The organism is Xanthomonas hyacinthi, assembly GCF_009769165.1.
Lineage (GTDB): Bacteria > Pseudomonadota > Gammaproteobacteria > Xanthomonadales > Xanthomonadaceae > Xanthomonas_A > Xanthomonas_A hyacinthi.
Genome location: NZ_CP043476.1, coordinates 2470067 through 2484843 on the forward strand (window position 1 = coordinate 2470067; position 14777 = coordinate 2484843).

At 69.8% G+C, this 14777-nt stretch carries 15 protein-coding genes and 1 pseudogene; 4 read left to right on the forward strand and 12 right to left on the reverse strand.

What is annotated here, in order from left to right; translation table 11 throughout:
• Window position 1: 1 nt before the first annotated feature.
• Complete coding sequence (locus FZ025_RS10970) at window positions 2–856, reverse strand: TauD/TfdA family dioxygenase (protein WP_046979935.1); 855 nt, start codon at window positions 854–856, stop codon at window positions 2–4.
• A gap of 474 nt (window positions 857–1330) precedes the next feature.
• Between FZ025_RS10970 and FZ025_RS22900 the strand changes: the two are divergent.
• Window positions 1331–1498: pseudogene (locus FZ025_RS22900) on the forward strand (IS5/IS1182 family transposase); the annotation flags it as partial.
• A gap of 354 nt (window positions 1499–1852) precedes the next feature.
• On the opposite strand, the gene ilvD reads toward FZ025_RS22900, so the two are convergent.
• A complete protein-coding gene (gene ilvD, locus FZ025_RS10980; RefSeq protein WP_046979937.1) occupies window positions 1853–3691 on the reverse strand; it encodes a dihydroxy-acid dehydratase in 1839 nt (612 codons plus the stop codon).
• Between the two features lie 223 nt (window positions 3692–3914).
• On the opposite strand from ilvD, the gene FZ025_RS10985 reads away from it, so the two are divergent.
• Window positions 3915–4112 carry a hypothetical protein gene (locus FZ025_RS10985; RefSeq protein WP_046979938.1) on the forward strand — a complete coding sequence of 66 codons (198 nt, stop codon included), beginning with the start codon at window positions 3915–3917 and terminating at the stop codon, window positions 4110–4112.
• Window positions 4113–4171: 59 nt separating this feature from the next.
• On the opposite strand, the gene FZ025_RS10990 is transcribed toward FZ025_RS10985, so the two are convergent.
• The 8 genes from FZ025_RS10990 to FZ025_RS11025 all read right to left on the reverse strand — a co-directional run bounded on the left by FZ025_RS10990 (window position 4172) and on the right by FZ025_RS11025 (window position 12248).
• Complete coding sequence (locus FZ025_RS10990; RefSeq protein ID WP_046979939.1) at window positions 4172–5470, reverse strand: DUF58 domain-containing protein; 1299 nt, start codon at window positions 5468–5470, stop codon at window positions 4172–4174.
• Between the two features lie 154 nt (window positions 5471–5624).
• Window positions 5625–6617: an AAA family ATPase gene (locus FZ025_RS10995; protein ID WP_104558449.1), complete on the reverse strand. Its 993-nt coding sequence runs from the start codon at window positions 6615–6617 to the stop codon at window positions 5625–5627.
• Entirely contained in the window at window positions 6614–7795 is a 1182-nt protein-coding gene (locus FZ025_RS11000; RefSeq protein ID WP_104558484.1) for a DUF4350 domain-containing protein, read from the reverse strand. The genes FZ025_RS10995 and FZ025_RS11000 overlap by 4 nt, the downstream gene beginning before the upstream one ends.
• The gene (locus tag FZ025_RS11005) at window positions 7792–9369 is read right to left on the reverse strand and encodes a hypothetical protein (protein WP_046977620.1); all 1578 of its coding nucleotides are present in this window, start codon (window positions 9367–9369) and stop codon (window positions 7792–7794) included. Before FZ025_RS11005 ends, FZ025_RS11000 begins: the two co-directional genes overlap by 4 nt.
• Window positions 9359–10372: a stage II sporulation protein M gene (locus FZ025_RS11010; RefSeq protein WP_046977619.1), complete on the reverse strand. Its 1014-nt coding sequence runs from the start codon at window positions 10370–10372 to the stop codon at window positions 9359–9361. Before FZ025_RS11010 ends, FZ025_RS11005 begins: the two co-directional genes overlap by 11 nt.
• Complete coding sequence (locus tag FZ025_RS11015; protein ID WP_046977618.1) at window positions 10369–11055, reverse strand: RDD family protein; 687 nt, start codon at window positions 11053–11055, stop codon at window positions 10369–10371. The genes FZ025_RS11010 and FZ025_RS11015 overlap by 4 nt, the downstream gene beginning before the upstream one ends.
• 317 nt (window positions 11056–11372) lie before the next feature.
• Window positions 11373–11549: a DUF2167 domain-containing protein gene (locus FZ025_RS11020; RefSeq protein ID WP_244292354.1), complete on the reverse strand. Its 177-nt coding sequence runs from the start codon at window positions 11547–11549 to the stop codon at window positions 11373–11375.
• 138 nt (window positions 11550–11687) lie between these two features.
• The gene (locus FZ025_RS11025; protein WP_046977616.1) at window positions 11688–12248 is read right to left on the reverse strand and encodes an RBBP9/YdeN family alpha/beta hydrolase; all 561 of its coding nucleotides are present in this window, start codon (window positions 12246–12248) and stop codon (window positions 11688–11690) included.
• 125 nt (window positions 12249–12373) lie between these two features.
• On the opposite strand from FZ025_RS11025, the gene FZ025_RS11030 reads away from it, so the two are divergent.
• Window positions 12374–12847 carry an Lrp/AsnC family transcriptional regulator gene (locus tag FZ025_RS11030; RefSeq protein WP_046977626.1) on the forward strand — a complete coding sequence of 158 codons (474 nt, stop codon included), beginning with the start codon at window positions 12374–12376 and terminating at the stop codon, window positions 12845–12847.
• A 12-nt stretch (window positions 12848–12859) separates the two neighbouring features.
• On the opposite strand, the gene FZ025_RS11035 is transcribed toward FZ025_RS11030, so the two are convergent.
• Together FZ025_RS11035 and FZ025_RS21850 are read right to left on the reverse strand one after the other, a co-directional pair.
• The gene (locus FZ025_RS11035; RefSeq protein WP_046977615.1) at window positions 12860–13411 is read right to left on the reverse strand and encodes a gamma carbonic anhydrase family protein; all 552 of its coding nucleotides are present in this window, start codon (window positions 13409–13411) and stop codon (window positions 12860–12862) included.
• 120 nt (window positions 13412–13531) lie between these two features.
• Complete coding sequence (locus FZ025_RS21850; protein WP_386269819.1) at window positions 13532–13723, reverse strand: hypothetical protein; 192 nt, start codon at window positions 13721–13723, stop codon at window positions 13532–13534.
• A 75-nt stretch (window positions 13724–13798) separates the two neighbouring features.
• Here FZ025_RS21850 and FZ025_RS11045 point away from each other — a divergent pair, with 75 nt between their 5' ends.
• Window positions 13799–14656, forward strand: a complete 858-nt coding sequence (locus FZ025_RS11045; protein ID WP_046977613.1) for a PA4780 family RIO1-like protein kinase — start codon at window positions 13799–13801, stop codon at window positions 14654–14656.
• Window positions 14657–14777 lie beyond the last annotated feature (121 nt).

Here is a 14777-nt window from a genome sequence, read left to right on the forward strand (position 1 = left end):
GTCATGCTTGGGCAACCGAAGCGCGAGCGGGCGCTTGCTGCATGGCGCACGCGCGCGGAGCGGATAGAAAGAGGCCTCGCAGCAGAACGCGCGGGTTGGCCGGATCGTCGACGTAGACGCTTCGTCCGTGTGAAAGCTGGTCATTGCGCAGGATCAATGCCTGTCCTTTTTGAAGCGCGAAGCTCAGTGTGTAACCGCTCTGCGGATCGGCGAGGCGCGTCAAGTACGCCACCGCCTCAAGCACTCGGGGATCCATGCGGCGCGAATAGTCCCAATCCGCGGTCACGTCGAGCGTGAAGCCACCAACGATCGCGCCGTCTTCTCCGGCGAGGAACACCGGGCCGATGCGCTCATATTGTCTGTCCAAACGCGGATCGGTCGATCTGCGCCGGAACGCGTTCGGGGCCAGCAGGCACTGGGCGAGCTCTGGATGATGTCGGGCAAGCGCCCGAAATGCCGACAGGCTGTCGAACAGGATCGATTCGCCGCCGCTGGGCGCATGCTGCTTGCACAGGAGGACCGAGGTCTTGATCGTGCCAATGGGCAGGTAGGAACCGTCGGTATGCAACGCCGCGCTCGACGTGCCGTTGAATACATCATGTCGGCCACTCGTTAAACCGCCGACCTGGTTCATGCCCGACGGCGACATGCCTTCCATGTGCACTCGACGGTTGAAATCGGACTGATACATCGGCCCCAGATGATAGAGCGCTGCCAGCCGCTCGAAGTCGTGCGCATCGAATCGCCATTGGTCGCGGACGATCGCGAATCCATACCTGCCGACATCCCGCACGACGGCTTTTACATCGTTCGCATCGAGCACCTGTGCAGGCCAACCGTTGAAACGGGTTTGCATACAATGCCTCTGATGAAAAGGAAAATTCTGGTACTGAAACGTTCTTGGGTAAGCAACTTATGCGACAGGTTTTCATGGAAGACCAGACGGCGATTGCCCGCCACTGAGATTCTGACGTTCGTCCACTTCAGCGCATTTGCACTATAACGACAGAACATCGCGCTTTGTTTACACATCGGGCTCGTAGCGCCATTGATCTGGATAATCTTGCAAGCAATGTATTCTCGCGTCAGGTACGAAGGGCGCGGCCGAACTTTTCAGATTTTCATCGGTGCATATAAGGCACAGGGTACTTTGTTTACCCGCGCGTTTTCGCGGGTGCTTGCCAGAAACGCGTGGTTATTATGTACGCGCAGAAGCCGGGTTACCGTGATGTCGTACTCATCCCATTCAAGTGCAATATGACGCCATCTACAAACTCGAGCATGCAGGCTGCGAGCAACGGATCCTGCCCTGCCGCAATTGATCAACGGATCAATCGAAGGGGCGGAGCTGTGCGGCGGCACGATCGTGGATGCCACGATCATTGCCGCGCCCGGCTCGACCAAGAACCTCAATGGCGAGCGCGACCCGCAGATGCGCCAGGACAGGAAAGGCAGCCAGTATTGCCTTCGGATGAAAGATGAAGTGGCGGGGTTGCTGGTGCAGCTGCATGGACGCCATGGCCTGATGGCGTCGTTGCTGCAAGGCACCGGGATGCGATTGATGGAATGCGTCTGCCTGCTGATCGAGGACGTGATTTCGCGAGGGGCGAGATCGCCGTGTGCGATGGCAGGGGCGGCAGGGATCGTCGCACGACGCTGCCGCTGCCCCTGCGCGACGCGTTGCTGGCGCAGCTGGAGCGGGCGCGCCGAGTGCACGCACGATGTTGCGGCGGGCAGCGGTAAGGTGTGCGAGCACTCGATGGGCGGCGAAGGCATCCGGACCGGCGAGGGGCGGTTGTCGCCGATGACGGCGGCGACACCGATGCGTCGGCCACGGCCATCGTCGAACGCCTCAGCCGTCCAGCATCGCCTTGTCGCGCACCGCACCCTTGTCGGCGCTGGTCGCCAGTAGCGCATACGCCTTCAGCGCGGTGGTGACCTTGCGTGGGCGCACTTCCACCGGCTTCCAGCCTTGCGCGTCCTGCGCGGTGCGGCGCGCGGCCAGTTCGGCGTCGTCGACCAGCAGGTCGATGCGGCGGTTGGGGATGTCGATCAGGATCCTGTCGCCGTCGCGGACCAGGCCGATGGCACCGCCGGCGGCCGCTTCCGGCGAGGCGTGGCCGATCGACAGGCCGGAGGTGCCGCCGGAGAAGCGGCCGTCGGTGAGCAGGGCGCATTGCTTGCCCAGGCCCTTGGACTTCAGATACGAGGTGGGGTACAGCATCTCCTGCATGCCGGGGCCGCCCTTGGGGCCTTCGTAGCGGATCACCACCACGTCGCCGGCCTTCACTTCGTCGGCGAGGATGCCCTTGACCGCCGAATCCTGGCTCTCGAACACCTTGGCGTTGCCTTCGAACACGTGGATCGATTCGTCCACACCGGCGGTCTTGACCACGCAGCCGTCGAGGGCGATGTTGCCGTACAGCACCGCCAGCCCGCCTTCCTGCGAGTAGGCATGGGCGACGTCGCGGATGCAGCCGGCTTGGCGGTCGGCGTCCAGGGTCGGCCAGCGCGTGGCCTGGCTGAAGGCGATCTGGGTCGGGATGCCGGCCGGGCCGGCCTTGTAGAAGGTGTGCACGGCGTCGTCGTCGGTCTGGGTGATGTCCCACTGCGCGATGGCGTCGGCGAGGGTGCGGCTGTGCACGGTGGCCTGCTCGGTATGCAGCAGGCCGCCGCGCGCCAGTTCGCCGAGGATGGCGAGGATGCCGCCGGCGCGGTGCACGTCCTCGATGTGGTACTTCTGGATGTTCGGCGCGACCTTGCACAGCTGCGGCACGTGCCGCGACAGGCGGTCGATGTCGCGCAGGGTGAACGGCACTTCGCCTTCCTGCGCGGCGGCGAGCAGGTGCAGGATGGTGTTGGTGGAGCCGCCCATCGCGATGTCCAGGGTCATCGCGTTCTCGAACGCTGCGAAGGTGGCGATGCCGCGCGGCAGCGCGGTGGGGTCTTCGGCGCCGTACCAGCGGTGGCACAGTTCCACCGCGGTGCGCCCGGCCTTCAGGAACAGCTGTTCGCGGTCGGCATGGGTGGCGACCACGGTGCCGTTGCCGGGCAGGGCCAGGCCCAGCGCTTCGGTCAGGCAGTTCATCGAATTGGCGGTGAACATGCCCGAGCACGAGCCGCAGGTGGGGCAGGCGCTGCGTTCGAAGGCGGCGACCTTTTCGTCGGAGGCGGTGGGGTCGGCGGCGATCACCATCGCGTCGATCAGGTCCAGGTTGTGGTCGGCGAGCTTGGTCTTGCCCGCTTCCATCGGCCCGCCGGACACGAACACGGTGGGGATGTTGAGGCGCAGCGCGGCCATCAGCATGCCGGGGGTGATCTTGTCGCAATTGGAGATGCACACCAGCGCATCGGCGCAGTGCGCGTTGACCATGTACTCCACCGAGTCGGCGATGATCTCGCGGCTGGGCAGCGAATACAGCATGCCGTCGTGGCCCATGGCGATGCCGTCGTCCACGGCGATGGTGTCGAATTCCTTGGCCACGCCGCCGACGCGCTCGATCTCGCGCGCGACCAGCTGGCCCAGATCCTTCAGGTGCACGTGGCCGGGCACGAACTGGGTGAAGGAATTGGCGATGGCGATGATCGGCTTGTGGAAGTCGGCATCCTGCATGCCGGTGGCGCGCCACAGCGCGCGTGCGCCGGCCATGTTGCGGCCGTGGGTGGAGGTCTTGGAGCGATAGTCGGGCATGGGGATGTCGTGCGGTCGGAAGGCGGGCGGAGTGCTGGCGGAAGCGGGCGGCTCGGTGGGTCGCAAAGGGTTGCATTCGCAACCTTTTGCGCCGCACGCAGGGCCATTGGCCACGTTATCACGCGGCCTGTGCGGTTGCGCTTGTCGGCGATGAACCGGTGCTTTACGCGCGTCGCGCGGAAGCCGCCGCGCTGCGCGCTCTGGCGAGAGACGATGCGCAGCAATGGGCCTGCGCGGTGCCGGCGATTTCCGTCCCGCGGCGGCAACCAGGCATCGTCGCGTGCTGTGGTCCGCGAGGAAGGAAACCGATGACGCGATCCAAGAAGGCCGCGCTGCTGCGGATGGGCACGCGCCGCAGCTGTTGACCGCCTGCGAACGCGAGGTCAAGACCCAGGAAGGGCGGTACACCTCTGCGCGCTGACTGCAGCGATTGAAAGACGAGCGCAGCGCGGGCGATGCGGATCGAAGCAGGGCGCCACGCTACAACAATCCATCGCGCTTGACCGCGAGATAGCGTTCCACCAGCGCGCCCGGCAGTTCCTCGCCGGTGACGTCGAGCACCATCACGCCGTGGCTGCGCAGCGCGTCGTGGGCGTCGCCGCGTTGTTGCAGATACCGCGCCACCGCGCCGGCCTGCACGGCTTGCTGCAGGTCGTGCACGTCCTGGCTCAGCGCCTGGTCCAACGCACGCTCGCGCAGGCTGGCCACGCACACCAGGTGCCGGCGCTGCAGCAGCCGCACCGCGGCGAGCAGGTCCTCGATGTCTTCGTCGCGCACGTTGCTGACCAGCATCACCAGCGAACGCCGGCGCTGGCGCAGCGACAGTTCGGTGGCCGCGGCCAGGTAGTCGGTGGCCACCGCCTGCGGCTGCAGGTCGTAGCTGGCGCGCAGCAGCGCATCGACGGTGCCCATGCCGCGCTGCGGCGCGACCCAGCGCGCATCGCCGCCGCTGGCCATCAGGCCCACCGCATCGCCCTGGCGCAGCGCCAGGTACGACACCACCAGCGCGGCGTTGAGCACGTGGTCGAAATGCGACAGGCCGCTTTCGCTGGCCAGCATCCGCCGCCCGGTGTCGATCAGCATCAGCAACTGTTGGTTCTTCTCGTCCTGGTATTCGCGCGAGATCAGCTTGCGCGCGCGCGAGGTGGCCTTCCAGTCGATCTGGCGCAGGCTGTCGCCAACGCGGTATTCGCGCATCTGGTGGAAGTCGGTGCCTTCGCCGCGGCGCCGCTTCAGGTGCGCGCCGACCAGCCGCGAGGCCTGTTCGGCGCTGAACAGGGCGAAGCGGGTCAGCGGCGCGAAGTTCGGATACACGCGCACGGTCTGCGCCGCGCCGGCCACGCGCCGCTGCCGCCACAGGCGCCAGGCCGAGTGCAGGCGCAGGTGCGTGCCGGGGAAGTCGAAGCGGCCGCGCGCGGTCGGGCGCAGCCGGTAAGTGAGGTGGGTTTCGCTGGCCGCGCGCAGCGTGACGCGCCGCGGCAGGCCCTGCATCCACCAGCCGCTGGGCACCAGGTCGAACACGTCCAGCGTCTGCCGCTGCGCGCTGTCGATGCGCAGCCCAGCCTCGCGTTCCAGGCCCAGCGGCAAGGCCTCGGGCAGTTCGCGGCGCAGCTGCGGGGTGGGGCTGCGCCACAGCCGCCATGCATCGATCGCGGCGACCACGCCGATCGCCGCACCCAGCGCCTGCCACGACCACAGTGGCAGGAACGCCAGCGCCGTGGCCAGGCCGCACAGCGCCCACAGGCCGAGCAGGGCGAGCAGGAGCGGGGCGGGTCTCATGGGTGAGTGGCCGGGAATGGGGAATCGGGAATGGGGAATCGCAACAGCGCGGCGCGTGCACTCAAGGCCGCACTGGCAGCCGTCCGGATGCGATCGGGCAATGCCGGCATTGCGGGCTTTTCCGATTCCCCATTCCCGATTCCCCATTCCCGGCTCATTTCCGCGGCGCCTCCACCTTCGCCAGCAGCGCGCCCAGCGCGTCGTCGGCGCGCTGGCCTTCGATCTGCAGTTCCGGGGCCAGGGCGATGCGGTGGCGCAGCGCCGGCTTGGCGATGTCGCGGATGTCGTCGGGGGTGACGAAGTCGCGGCCGGACAGCACCGCCTGCGCGCGCGCGGCGCGGATCAGCGCGATGCTGCCGCGCGGGCCGGCGCCGAGCGCGATGCCCGGCCAGCGGCGGGTGGCGGCGACGATGCGCACCGCGTAGTCGATCACCTGCGGGTCCACCGCGATCGCCGCGGTGCCCAGCTGCATCGCCACCACGTCGGCGGCGCTGAGCACGCGCGGCACCTGCGACAGGTCGAAGTCGCCGGCGCTGCGCCCGGTGGTGACCGCTTCCACCATCCGCTTCTCGTCTTCGAGCTGCGGATAGTCGATCAGGATCTTCAGCAGGAAGCGGTCCAGCTGCGCTTCCGGCAGCGGATAGGTGCCTTCCTGCTCGACCGGATTCTGCGTGGCCAGGGCCAGGAACGGCGGCGCCAGCGGGAAGGCCTTGCCCTCGATGGTGACCTGGCCTTCCTGCATCACCTCCAGCAGCGCCGACTGGGTCTTGGCCGGGGCGCGGTTGATCTCGTCGGCGAGCAGCAGGTGGGTGAACACCGGCCCGCGGCGGATCTTGAAGCTCTCGGTCTTGGGGTCGTATACGGCATGGCCGCTGACGTCGCTGGGCATCAGGTCGGGAGTGAACTGCACGCGCGCGTAGTTCAGTTCCAGCGCCTGCGCCAGCGCGCGCACCAGCAGGGTCTTGCCCAGCCCGGGCACGCCTTCGATCAGCACGTGGCCGCCGGCCAGCAGCGCGATCAGGATCTGCTCGAGCACCTCCGGCTGGCCGATGAAGGCCTGGCCGACGGCGTCGCGGATCGCCTCGACGCGTTCGATCAGGGCGGGGCCGGTGAGGGGGGCGACGGATTCGGCGGGGGCGGTGGTCATAACTGGTTTCTCATCTGGACGAGGAGGCGAATGCGATCGCGGAAGGCGGCGTGTTGCTTGGGCGCTGGCGCTTGCAGCGTCTGTTCGACCTGGGCCGGCGACAGGTTCAGGCGCTCGGCGATGGCCGCGGCCTGCGCAGCGCCCTGCAGCGCCGCGGCCAGCGGCGCACGGCGCCGCAGCCGGGTCAGGAACGCCTGGCGCATCGCCGTGTACAGCAACGCGGCCTTGCCGTAGCGGAACAGGTGTTCGCCGCTGGCGCGCACGTGTTCCAGCAGCGAGCGGCGGTCGCCGGCCGGCGAGGCCAGCAGCGGGCCGAAGCGCTGCGTGCGCGACCACAACCAGGCCAGCAGCATCAGCAGCGCCGGCAGCCAGGCCGGCCAGCCGCGGGTGAACAGCGTGCGCCACAGCGACGGCAGCTCGGCGGAGTAGATCAGGTAGACGGTGCCGTGGCCGTAGTTGGGCGCCAGGATCTGCCGCGCCAGCAGGCGATGCGGTACGTCGCGCAGGCCGCCGCTCGGCGGGGCGGGCGGCGCGTCCAGCGCGTCGTCGCGCAAGCGGTCGCCGCCGTTGCTGCCGTTCTCGAGGAAATCCATTTCCGCCAGCAGGTCCACGTTGCCGTCGCCGTACGGCAGGCGCGCGTAGGCGTAGTCCTCGCTGCTGCCCCACAGATTGCTCGCCGCGTCCTCGTCGATCTGGAAACGGCGGCCGTTGCAGAACTCGCTGTGCTCGGGCTGTCCGGGAATGGCCAGCTTCAGGCAGTCGTCCGGCTTGCCTTTTTCGAGGTCGACATCGAGCGCATCGAAGATCGGCAGCTTGGCCTTGTCGTCGTCGGTAGCCGGCGTGCGCAGGATCAGGTGGCCGCCGCGCTCGACCCAGGCCAGCAGCGCATCGCTGTCGGGCTTGCCCAGCGCGCGCGGGTCGCCGAACAGCAGCACGCTGTCGTGCGGCTGCAGGCGCATCGCCGCCAGGTCCAGGCGCTGCCGCGATTCGGCGCGCACGCCGTCGGCGCGCAGGGTCTGGCGCAATGCGTACAGCGGGTTGTACGCCGCCTCGCCGCGCGGCGGCAGTGCCAGCTCGCGCCCGGCGCGTTCGTAGCGGCCCAGGAACCAGGCCGCCAGCACGCTGGTCACCAGCAGCCCGAGCAGGAAGATCAGCGCATTGCGGGTGCCGCTGTTCATGCGCGCCACCGGTACTGCTGCTGCAGCTCGTCGAGCAGGCCGGCGAAGGCGGCGTCGTCGGGCAGGCGCCCGGCGTAGGCGGCGTATTGCCAGGTGCGCACCATGCGTGCGAACAGGCTGCGGTCGGCTTCTTCCGGCAGGCGTTTGGAGGCACGCAGGCATTGCGCTTCGGTGGCGCCGGGCGGCAGCACCAGGTGGGCGCGTTCGCACACGGTCGCCACGCTGGCGCGGTATAGCAGCGCCAGCGCGCCGCGCTGCCGGCCCTCGCGCCACAGCCGGCGCGCGATGGTGGCGACGTCGTCCGGCAGCGGCGCGGCGCTCAGCACCGGCGCATGCGCCACCGGCGTTTCGACCGCGGCACGCTGGCGCAGGCTGCCGCGCATCCACGGCAGCCAGTGCCTGGCGGTCAGCAGCAGGACCAGCACCAGCATGCCGGCCAGCAGCCACATGCCCCATTCGCCGACGAACGCGAACACCGCCGCCACGCTCGCCAGCACGCCCTTGCCGAAGCGCAGATCGGTCTTGGCGGGATCGGGCTTCTTCTCGTCGTCGTCGTTGCGGTCGCGCTTCTTCCAGTAGCCGATGCTGCGCTTGCCCGACAGCAACGGATCGGCGTAGGCGCGATCTGCCGCGCGATCGAAGCGCGCGTCGGCGGCGGGCACGGTGTCGAAGACATCGTCGAGCGCGACCGGCTCGGGGCGCGCATGCGGCGCGGCCGCGACGGCGTTGTCGTCGGCGCCCGGCGCCGCGGTTTGCGCGCGCAGCGCCGCGCCCGGTGCGCCGAGCAGGAGCACGGCCAGCAGCAGCGGCGCGGTGCCGACCAGCCGCTCGCGCAGCCGGCGCAGCGCCATTTCCACGTCCCAGGCTTCGAGCTCGGTGCGGCGGTTGAGGTACAGGCCGAAGCCGGCGCCGACGAAGAACGGTTCGATCAGCGTCATCGCCAGCCAGCCGAAGGCGTTCAGGCCGATGTCGGCCCACACCGGGTTCTCCTCGCCGATCAGCGCCCAGGCCGCGCGCAGCGTTTCCGGCAGCAGCTCCACCGGCACGAACATCAGGATCGCGGCGATGCAGGCCAGGCACAGCATCGCCTCGAAATGCCAGCACACGCTGGCCAGCAGCAGCGCGTGTCCGTACACCGCCCCGCCCAGGCTGCGGCGGCGCTGCCGCTGCTGCTCGGCGCTGGCGCCTTCGAGCAGTTCCAGCGGCATGAACACGCTGCGCGCCGGACTCAGCCGGCGCCAGGTCAGGTAGCCGAACAGCGTGCCCCAGCCCCAGCCCCATTGCGCGCGCAGCGTGTCGCGCACGCGCGGCACGTCGCCGAACACGCCGCGCGCGATCACGAACAGCGCGATCCGGTCCAGCACCGGCTTCAGCCACCACAGCGCCAGGCTGGCCAGCCAAAGTTGGTCGATCGCCCAGGCGCCGAGATTGAGCAGCGCGAACAGCGGCACGGTGAACAGCAGCCACGGTTTCCAGATCGCGCCGGCATGGCGGCGCACCAGCGCGCTGCCCAGCTCCATCGTCTCCCAGGCCGAGCGCGCGCGCAGCACCACGTCCAGCCGCTCAATCCGCATCGCCGGCCTCCGCGGTGCCGCGTCCGCCGCGCCACAGCCACACCAGCACCAGCGTCCACAGCAGGCCGGACACGCCGTACTTCACCGCCGCCGGCAACGCGCTGATCGAGGACCAGAACGCCTCGATGAAGGCGGCGACCAGCAGCATCGCCGCCACGCCCAGGCATAGCCTGGCGCCGATGATGCCGCCTTCGACCAAGGCATCGATGCGCCGGCGCCGGCCCGGCGCCAGCAGCTTCAGGCCCAGCTGCAGGCCGGCGCCGCCGGCGATCACGATCGCGGTCAGCTCGAACGGCGCATGCCCGGCGACGAAGCGCCAGAACGTGACCCCGTAACCGATCTGGTGCAGGTGCCCGGCCACCGCGCCGATGGTGACGCCGTTGAACAGCAGCACCAACACCGTGCCGAGCCCGGCCAGCAGGCCGCTGGCGAAGGTGCGCAGGCCGATGCTGATGTTGTGCATGATGTAGTGGCCGAACATCTGCCAGTCGTCGCCGCTGTCGCGGCCGAGCTTGTGTGCGGTCGCGGCCGGGTCGTACATCCGCTCCATCTGCGCGACCTGCAGCGGATCCATCAGCCCGTGGATCAGTTCCGGCCGGTACTGCAGCAGCACGAAGATGGCGACCAGCGGTACCACGAACAGCGCCGTGGCCGCGGCCATGCAGCCGGCCTGGCTGCGCACCAGCTGCGGGAAATCGGCGAACAGGAACGCGGCCGCACGCCGCCAGCGCGGCCGCGGCGGCCGGTACAGCGCGGTGTGGCCCTGCTGCATCAGCTGCTGCAGGCGCGCAGTGACCAGCGGGCTGTAGCCGCGCTTGCGCGCCAGCGCCAGCTGCTGACACAGCCGCCGGTAGCGGGCCGGCATGTCCTCGTCGGCGAGCCGTGCAGGGTCTGCGGCGGCGTCCGGCGCGTTCGCGGCGGGCTTGCGTCCATGCGTCTGCAGCCAGGTCTCGAAGGCCTGCCACTCGTGCTGGTGGCGGGCGATGAACTGCTCCTGCCTCATCGCCGCCCCAGCAGCCAGTTGGCCATCGCATACAGCCGCAGCACGCCGGCCTGGCCGGGCGTCTGCGTCAACGGCAGCGCCAGCGTGGCCAGTTCCAGCTGCCGTGCCGGGGCCAGCCGCGGCGCGCGCTCGGCGAAGGCGATTAACGCCGCCTGCTCGGCCGGCAGCAGGCGGCGCGGCGGCGCCACGGCGCTGGCGATCGGCGGCAGCGCCGCCGCGTGGCGCGGCGCCTGGTGGATCACCAGGGTGCCGGCGACCATGTCGCCCAGGCGCCGCGCATGCGCGTCGAACAGGCAGGCGATCAGGCCGATGGCGTAGCCGAACGGCAGCATGTCCACGCTGCGCAGCAGGTTGCGGGTGATCGCCGCCATCCACCCGGCCGGCGCGCCATCGCGCGCGACCACGCGCAGGCCCAGCGCCTTCTTGCCCAGGGTCTGCCCGAACCCGCCTTCGAGCACGATCGGGTAGGCCCAGAACACCAGGAACATCGCCACCAGGTACAGGCCCTGGCCGAAGCCGCCGAGCGCGCCGAGCAGCATGCCCATCACGGTCAGCACGCCGAAGCGCACCGCCAGGTCGATCAGCCAGGCCAGCGCGCGCGGCACCGCGCCGGCGGCCGGCAACTGCAGCGGCACGCCTTCGGGCGTGATCACTTCGCGGTAGGTGTCGAGCATGCCGCTCATCGCCGGGTTGCGGCGCGGTGCGCCTGCGCGCCTGCGATGTGGGGCGGCCGTTCTTCCGGCCGGCCGGCTGCCTGTGGCGGCATGCGTGATCTCGACTGCGTCCTGCTCCGAACCGCGACTTTAGCCGGCGCGGCGCCAATTGCCCAGCCGCGCGCCGCTGCCGCGCCGATACGGAAGGTCGTTACGGCGCCGACCACGGCGTGGCCGGCGCGGCGTGCGGCCGACTCAACGCCGCGTGCCGCCGTCGCGTCTGCGCCCGGAGAACCGCTTGCCGATGCCGCCGGCCAGCGCCAGCAGCTTCCAGGCCTGGGCCGGGATCAGGCCGAGCGTGGCGAACAGGCCGGCCCTGGCCGCCAGAACGCCAGTTCGCGCGCCCAGCACGGTTTCTTGGTCGCGGCGGCGTAGCGCGGCGGTACCGCCCAGCCGACCAGGTCCACGCTCTCGTCGCCGGCTTGCTTGCGCTGCGTGTTCTCCTCGCGGGTTTCCTTCTGCATGTCCGCGCGCAGTTCAGTGGCGTTCCCAGGCCGCAGGCGCGCACCGTCGCGCAAAGCGCCACGCCGCGCCAGTCGCCGGCGGCGCGGCTGTTGCGGGTCCGCAGTCCCGGCTGCGTGCCCGCGGCGCGCCGGCAGCGCTCAGGCGCGCGGCACCGGCGCGCGGCCGATGCCGGCGTCGAACGCGGCCAGCAACTGCGTGCCGCCCGGCCATTCGCCCAGGCCGCTGGCCGCATTGAGATGCCCCAGGCGGTCGAGTTCGACCAGTCCGCTGCCCCAGTCGGATGCGCAACGGCGGCTGTAGGACGGCGCTGCGTACGGATCGTCGCTGCTGGCCACGATCAGGCTGGGAAACGGCAGCGGCGCCGCCGGTACGGGAACGAAGCTGGCGGCCTGCGCCTGCGGAAACGCGGCGCTGTCCGGATCGGGAACCGCGACCAGGAACGCGCCGCGCGGCAACCGCGTGGCGCGCGCGGCCCAGTGCGCGACCAGCAGGCAGCCCAGGCTGTGCGCGACCAGCAGCGGCGGTGTGGCGCATTGCTGCACGCAGCGGTCGAGCGCGCGCAGCCAATCGTGCAGCTGCGGCTGCGCGAAGGAGTCCGGCTGCAGCCGCCGCATGCGCGCGTCGCGCCGTTGCCAATGGGTTTGCCAGTGCCCCGGCCCCGAGTTGCCGATGCCCGGCACGATCACCATCGCTTGCATGCGCTACGCTCCGTTGGTGGGAGCAGCCAGTGTCGCGATGCGCGCGTCGCCATGCCATGGCGATTCATCGCCGCTGGCGGCTTTTTGCCGATGAATCCAAGGCGCATGACGAGAGGACGACCCGCGTGGCCGCGAAAACCTGGCAGGGCGATGCCCTGGATCACGCGATTCTGGAGGCGCTGCAGTGCGATGGCCGCATCGCGCTGGCGGAGCTGGGACGGCGCATCGGCCTGTCGCAGCCGGCGATGTCCGAGCGCGTGCGCCGGCTCGAGGAACAGGGCGTGATCACCGGTTACGCGGCCCGGGTCGATCCGCGCGTGGTGGGCCTGGCCACGGCGGCCATCGTCCGCCTGCGCACCACGCATGCGCAGATCGGCGCCTGCCTGGAGCAGTTCGCGCAGATGCCGCAGGTGCTGGAAGTGCATCGGGTCACCGGCGAGGACTGCTTCGTGCTGCGGGTGCTGGTGCCGGCGCCGGCGCAGCTGGAGCCGATCATCGATGCGTTGGCGCGCTTCGGCGCGGTGACCACCAGCGTGGTCTTGCGCAGCGAGGCGCCGCGCCCGATCGGCCGCGCGCTGCTGGCGCTGGCGGCGCAGTAGCCGCGTCGCCGCTTACTGCGGCGGCGGCGCGGCCGCGCCCAGGTAGCGGTCCTTCAAGCGCACGTAGTGCTGTGCGGAGTAGTGCAGGCTTTCGACCTCCTTGTCGCTGAGCGTGCGCGCCAGCCGCGCCGGATTGCCCAGCCACAGTTCGCGCTCGCCGACGGTCTTGCCCGGCCCGACCACCGCGCCGGCGCCGACGAAGCCGTATTTCTTCACCGTGGCGCCGTCGAGGATGCACGCGCCCATGCCGATCAGGCACAGGTCCTCGATGGTGCAGGCGTGGATGATGGTGCCGTGGCCCACGGTCACGTCGGCGCCGATCAGGGTCGGGTAGCCGGCGGTGTTGAACGGGCTGTGGTGGCTGACGTGGATGATGCTGCCGTCCTGGATGTTGCTGCGCGCGCCGATGCGCACGTGGTTGACGTCGCCGCGGATCACCGTGCCCGGCCACACCGACACGTCCTCGTCGAGCACCACGTCGCCGATGAGGGTGCAGGCCGGGTCCACGTAGACGCGTGCGCCCAGCTGCGGCGTCTTGTCCAGGAACGGGCGGATCGGGTTCATCTCGTCTCCGGCGGCGACTGCATTGCGGCCGGAGATGATAGCGCGGCTGTGCGCCGGGTGGTTCCTGGGGCGCGTGGCCGGCGTCCGGCGAGCCCGCGGTGCGCGCTCGCCGGAAGACGGTTACTTCTTCTTTTCCTTCTTGGCCGCGCGCTTTTCCTTCAGCGTCTTGGTCGGCTGCTTCTTGTCGCTCTTTTTCTGATCCATGCCCTTGCTCATGACACCCTCTGGACGATTGCACTGTTGTGGATTGCCGACTGCGGCCGCCGTGGCGGCGATCGCGGCTGCCACTTTACTCCGCCCGCGACCGGCCATGCTGCAGTTGTCGCCCGGCATGCGCGCAAGGTTGGGCCATAATCCGGTTTTCCCCTTCAAGGTCCCCCGCGTCCGATGAAAACCCCCCAGGGCCTGCAGCCGCTGATCGAGGACGGCGTCATCGACAGCGTGCTGCGCCCGCTCAAGAGTGGCAAGGAGGCCGCCGTGTACGTGGTCCAGGCCGGCGCCGAAGTGCTGTGCGCCAAGGTCTACAAGGACATGGCGCAGCGCAGCTTCCAGGCGCGTGTGCAGTACCAGGAAGGCCGCAAGGTGCGCGGCAGCCGCCAGGCGCGGGCGATGGGCAAGGCGACCAAGTTCGGCCGCCGCGAGCAGGAGGCCGCGTGGAAGGACACCGAGGCCAACACCCTGTACCAGCTGGTGGATGCCGGCGTGCACGTGCCGCAGCCGCGCGGCTACTTCCACGGCGTGCTGCTGATGGACCTGGTCACCGATGCCGACGGGCAGAGCGCGCCGCGGCTGGGCGAGGTGGAGCTGGAGCCGGAGCAGGCGCGCGCGTTCCACATGCAATTGATCGGCGACGTGGTGAAGATGCTGTGCCTGGGCCTGGTGCACGGCGACCTGTCCGAATACAACGTGCTGGTCGCCGCCGCCGGCCCGGTGGTGATCGATTTCCCGCAGGTGGTCAGCGCCGCCGGCAACAACGCCGCGCGCGACATGCTGCTGCGCGACGTGCACAACCTGCGCGACTGTCTGGGCCGCGCCGCGCCCGAGCTCAACGCCACCCACTACGGCGAGGAAATGTGGGCGCTGTACGAGCAGGGCGAACTACGCCCGGACAGCGCGCTCAGCGGCCGCTTCGTGTTCGACACCCATCGTGCCGACGTGCGCGCGGTACGCGATTCGATCGAGGATGCGCGGCAGGAAGCGATCATCCGCCAGCAGGGCCGCGAGGCCGCCGCGGACGAGGACTGAGCGCACGCGGCAGCGCGTCGTGCACGACGTCGCTGCCGGAAAAGTGCCATCTCCGATGCGCACCGATCGCCACGCTGCGCCGCCGATTGCATCGGCGGCACCATGCAGCGTCCGTACCGCC

Bases quoted from the DNA above. Each gene is read 5' to 3' on its own strand.
- FZ025_RS10970 (WP_046979935.1), bottom strand. From the start codon at position 856: ATGCAAACCCGTTTCAACGGTTGGCCTGCACAGGTGCTCGATGCGAAC.
- ilvD (WP_046979937.1), bottom strand. From the start codon at position 3,691: ATGCCCGACTATCGCTCCAAGACCTCCACCCACGGCCGCAACATGGCC.
- FZ025_RS10985 (WP_046979938.1), top strand. From the start codon at position 3,915: ATGGGCCTGCGCGGTGCCGGCGATTTCCGTCCCGCGGCGGCAACCAGG.
- FZ025_RS10990 (WP_046979939.1), bottom strand. From the start codon at position 5,470: ATGAGACCCGCCCCGCTCCTGCTCGCCCTGCTCGGCCTGTGGGCGCTG.
- FZ025_RS10995 (WP_104558449.1), bottom strand. From the start codon at position 6,617: ATGACCACCGCCCCCGCCGAATCCGTCGCCCCCCTCACCGGCCCCGCC.
- FZ025_RS11000 (WP_104558484.1), bottom strand. From the start codon at position 7,795: ATGAACAGCGGCACCCGCAATGCGCTGATCTTCCTGCTCGGGCTGCTG.
- FZ025_RS11005 (WP_046977620.1), bottom strand. From the start codon at position 9,369: ATGCGGATTGAGCGGCTGGACGTGGTGCTGCGCGCGCGCTCGGCCTGG.
- FZ025_RS11010 (WP_046977619.1), bottom strand. From the start codon at position 10,372: ATGAGGCAGGAGCAGTTCATCGCCCGCCACCAGCACGAGTGGCAGGCC.
- FZ025_RS11015 (WP_046977618.1), bottom strand. From the start codon at position 11,055: ATGAGCGGCATGCTCGACACCTACCGCGAAGTGATCACGCCCGAAGGC.
- FZ025_RS11020 (WP_244292354.1), bottom strand. From the start codon at position 11,549: ATGCAGAAGGAAACCCGCGAGGAGAACACGCAGCGCAAGCAAGCCGGC.
- FZ025_RS11025 (WP_046977616.1), bottom strand. From the start codon at position 12,248: ATGCAAGCGATGGTGATCGTGCCGGGCATCGGCAACTCGGGGCCGGGG.
- FZ025_RS11035 (WP_046977615.1), bottom strand. From the start codon at position 13,411: ATGAACCCGATCCGCCCGTTCCTGGACAAGACGCCGCAGCTGGGCGCA.
- FZ025_RS21850 (WP_386269819.1), bottom strand. From the start codon at position 13,723: ATGGCCGGTCGCGGGCGGAGTAAAGTGGCAGCCGCGATCGCCGCCACG.
- FZ025_RS11045 (WP_046977613.1), top strand. From the start codon at position 13,799: ATGAAAACCCCCCAGGGCCTGCAGCCGCTGATCGAGGACGGCGTCATC.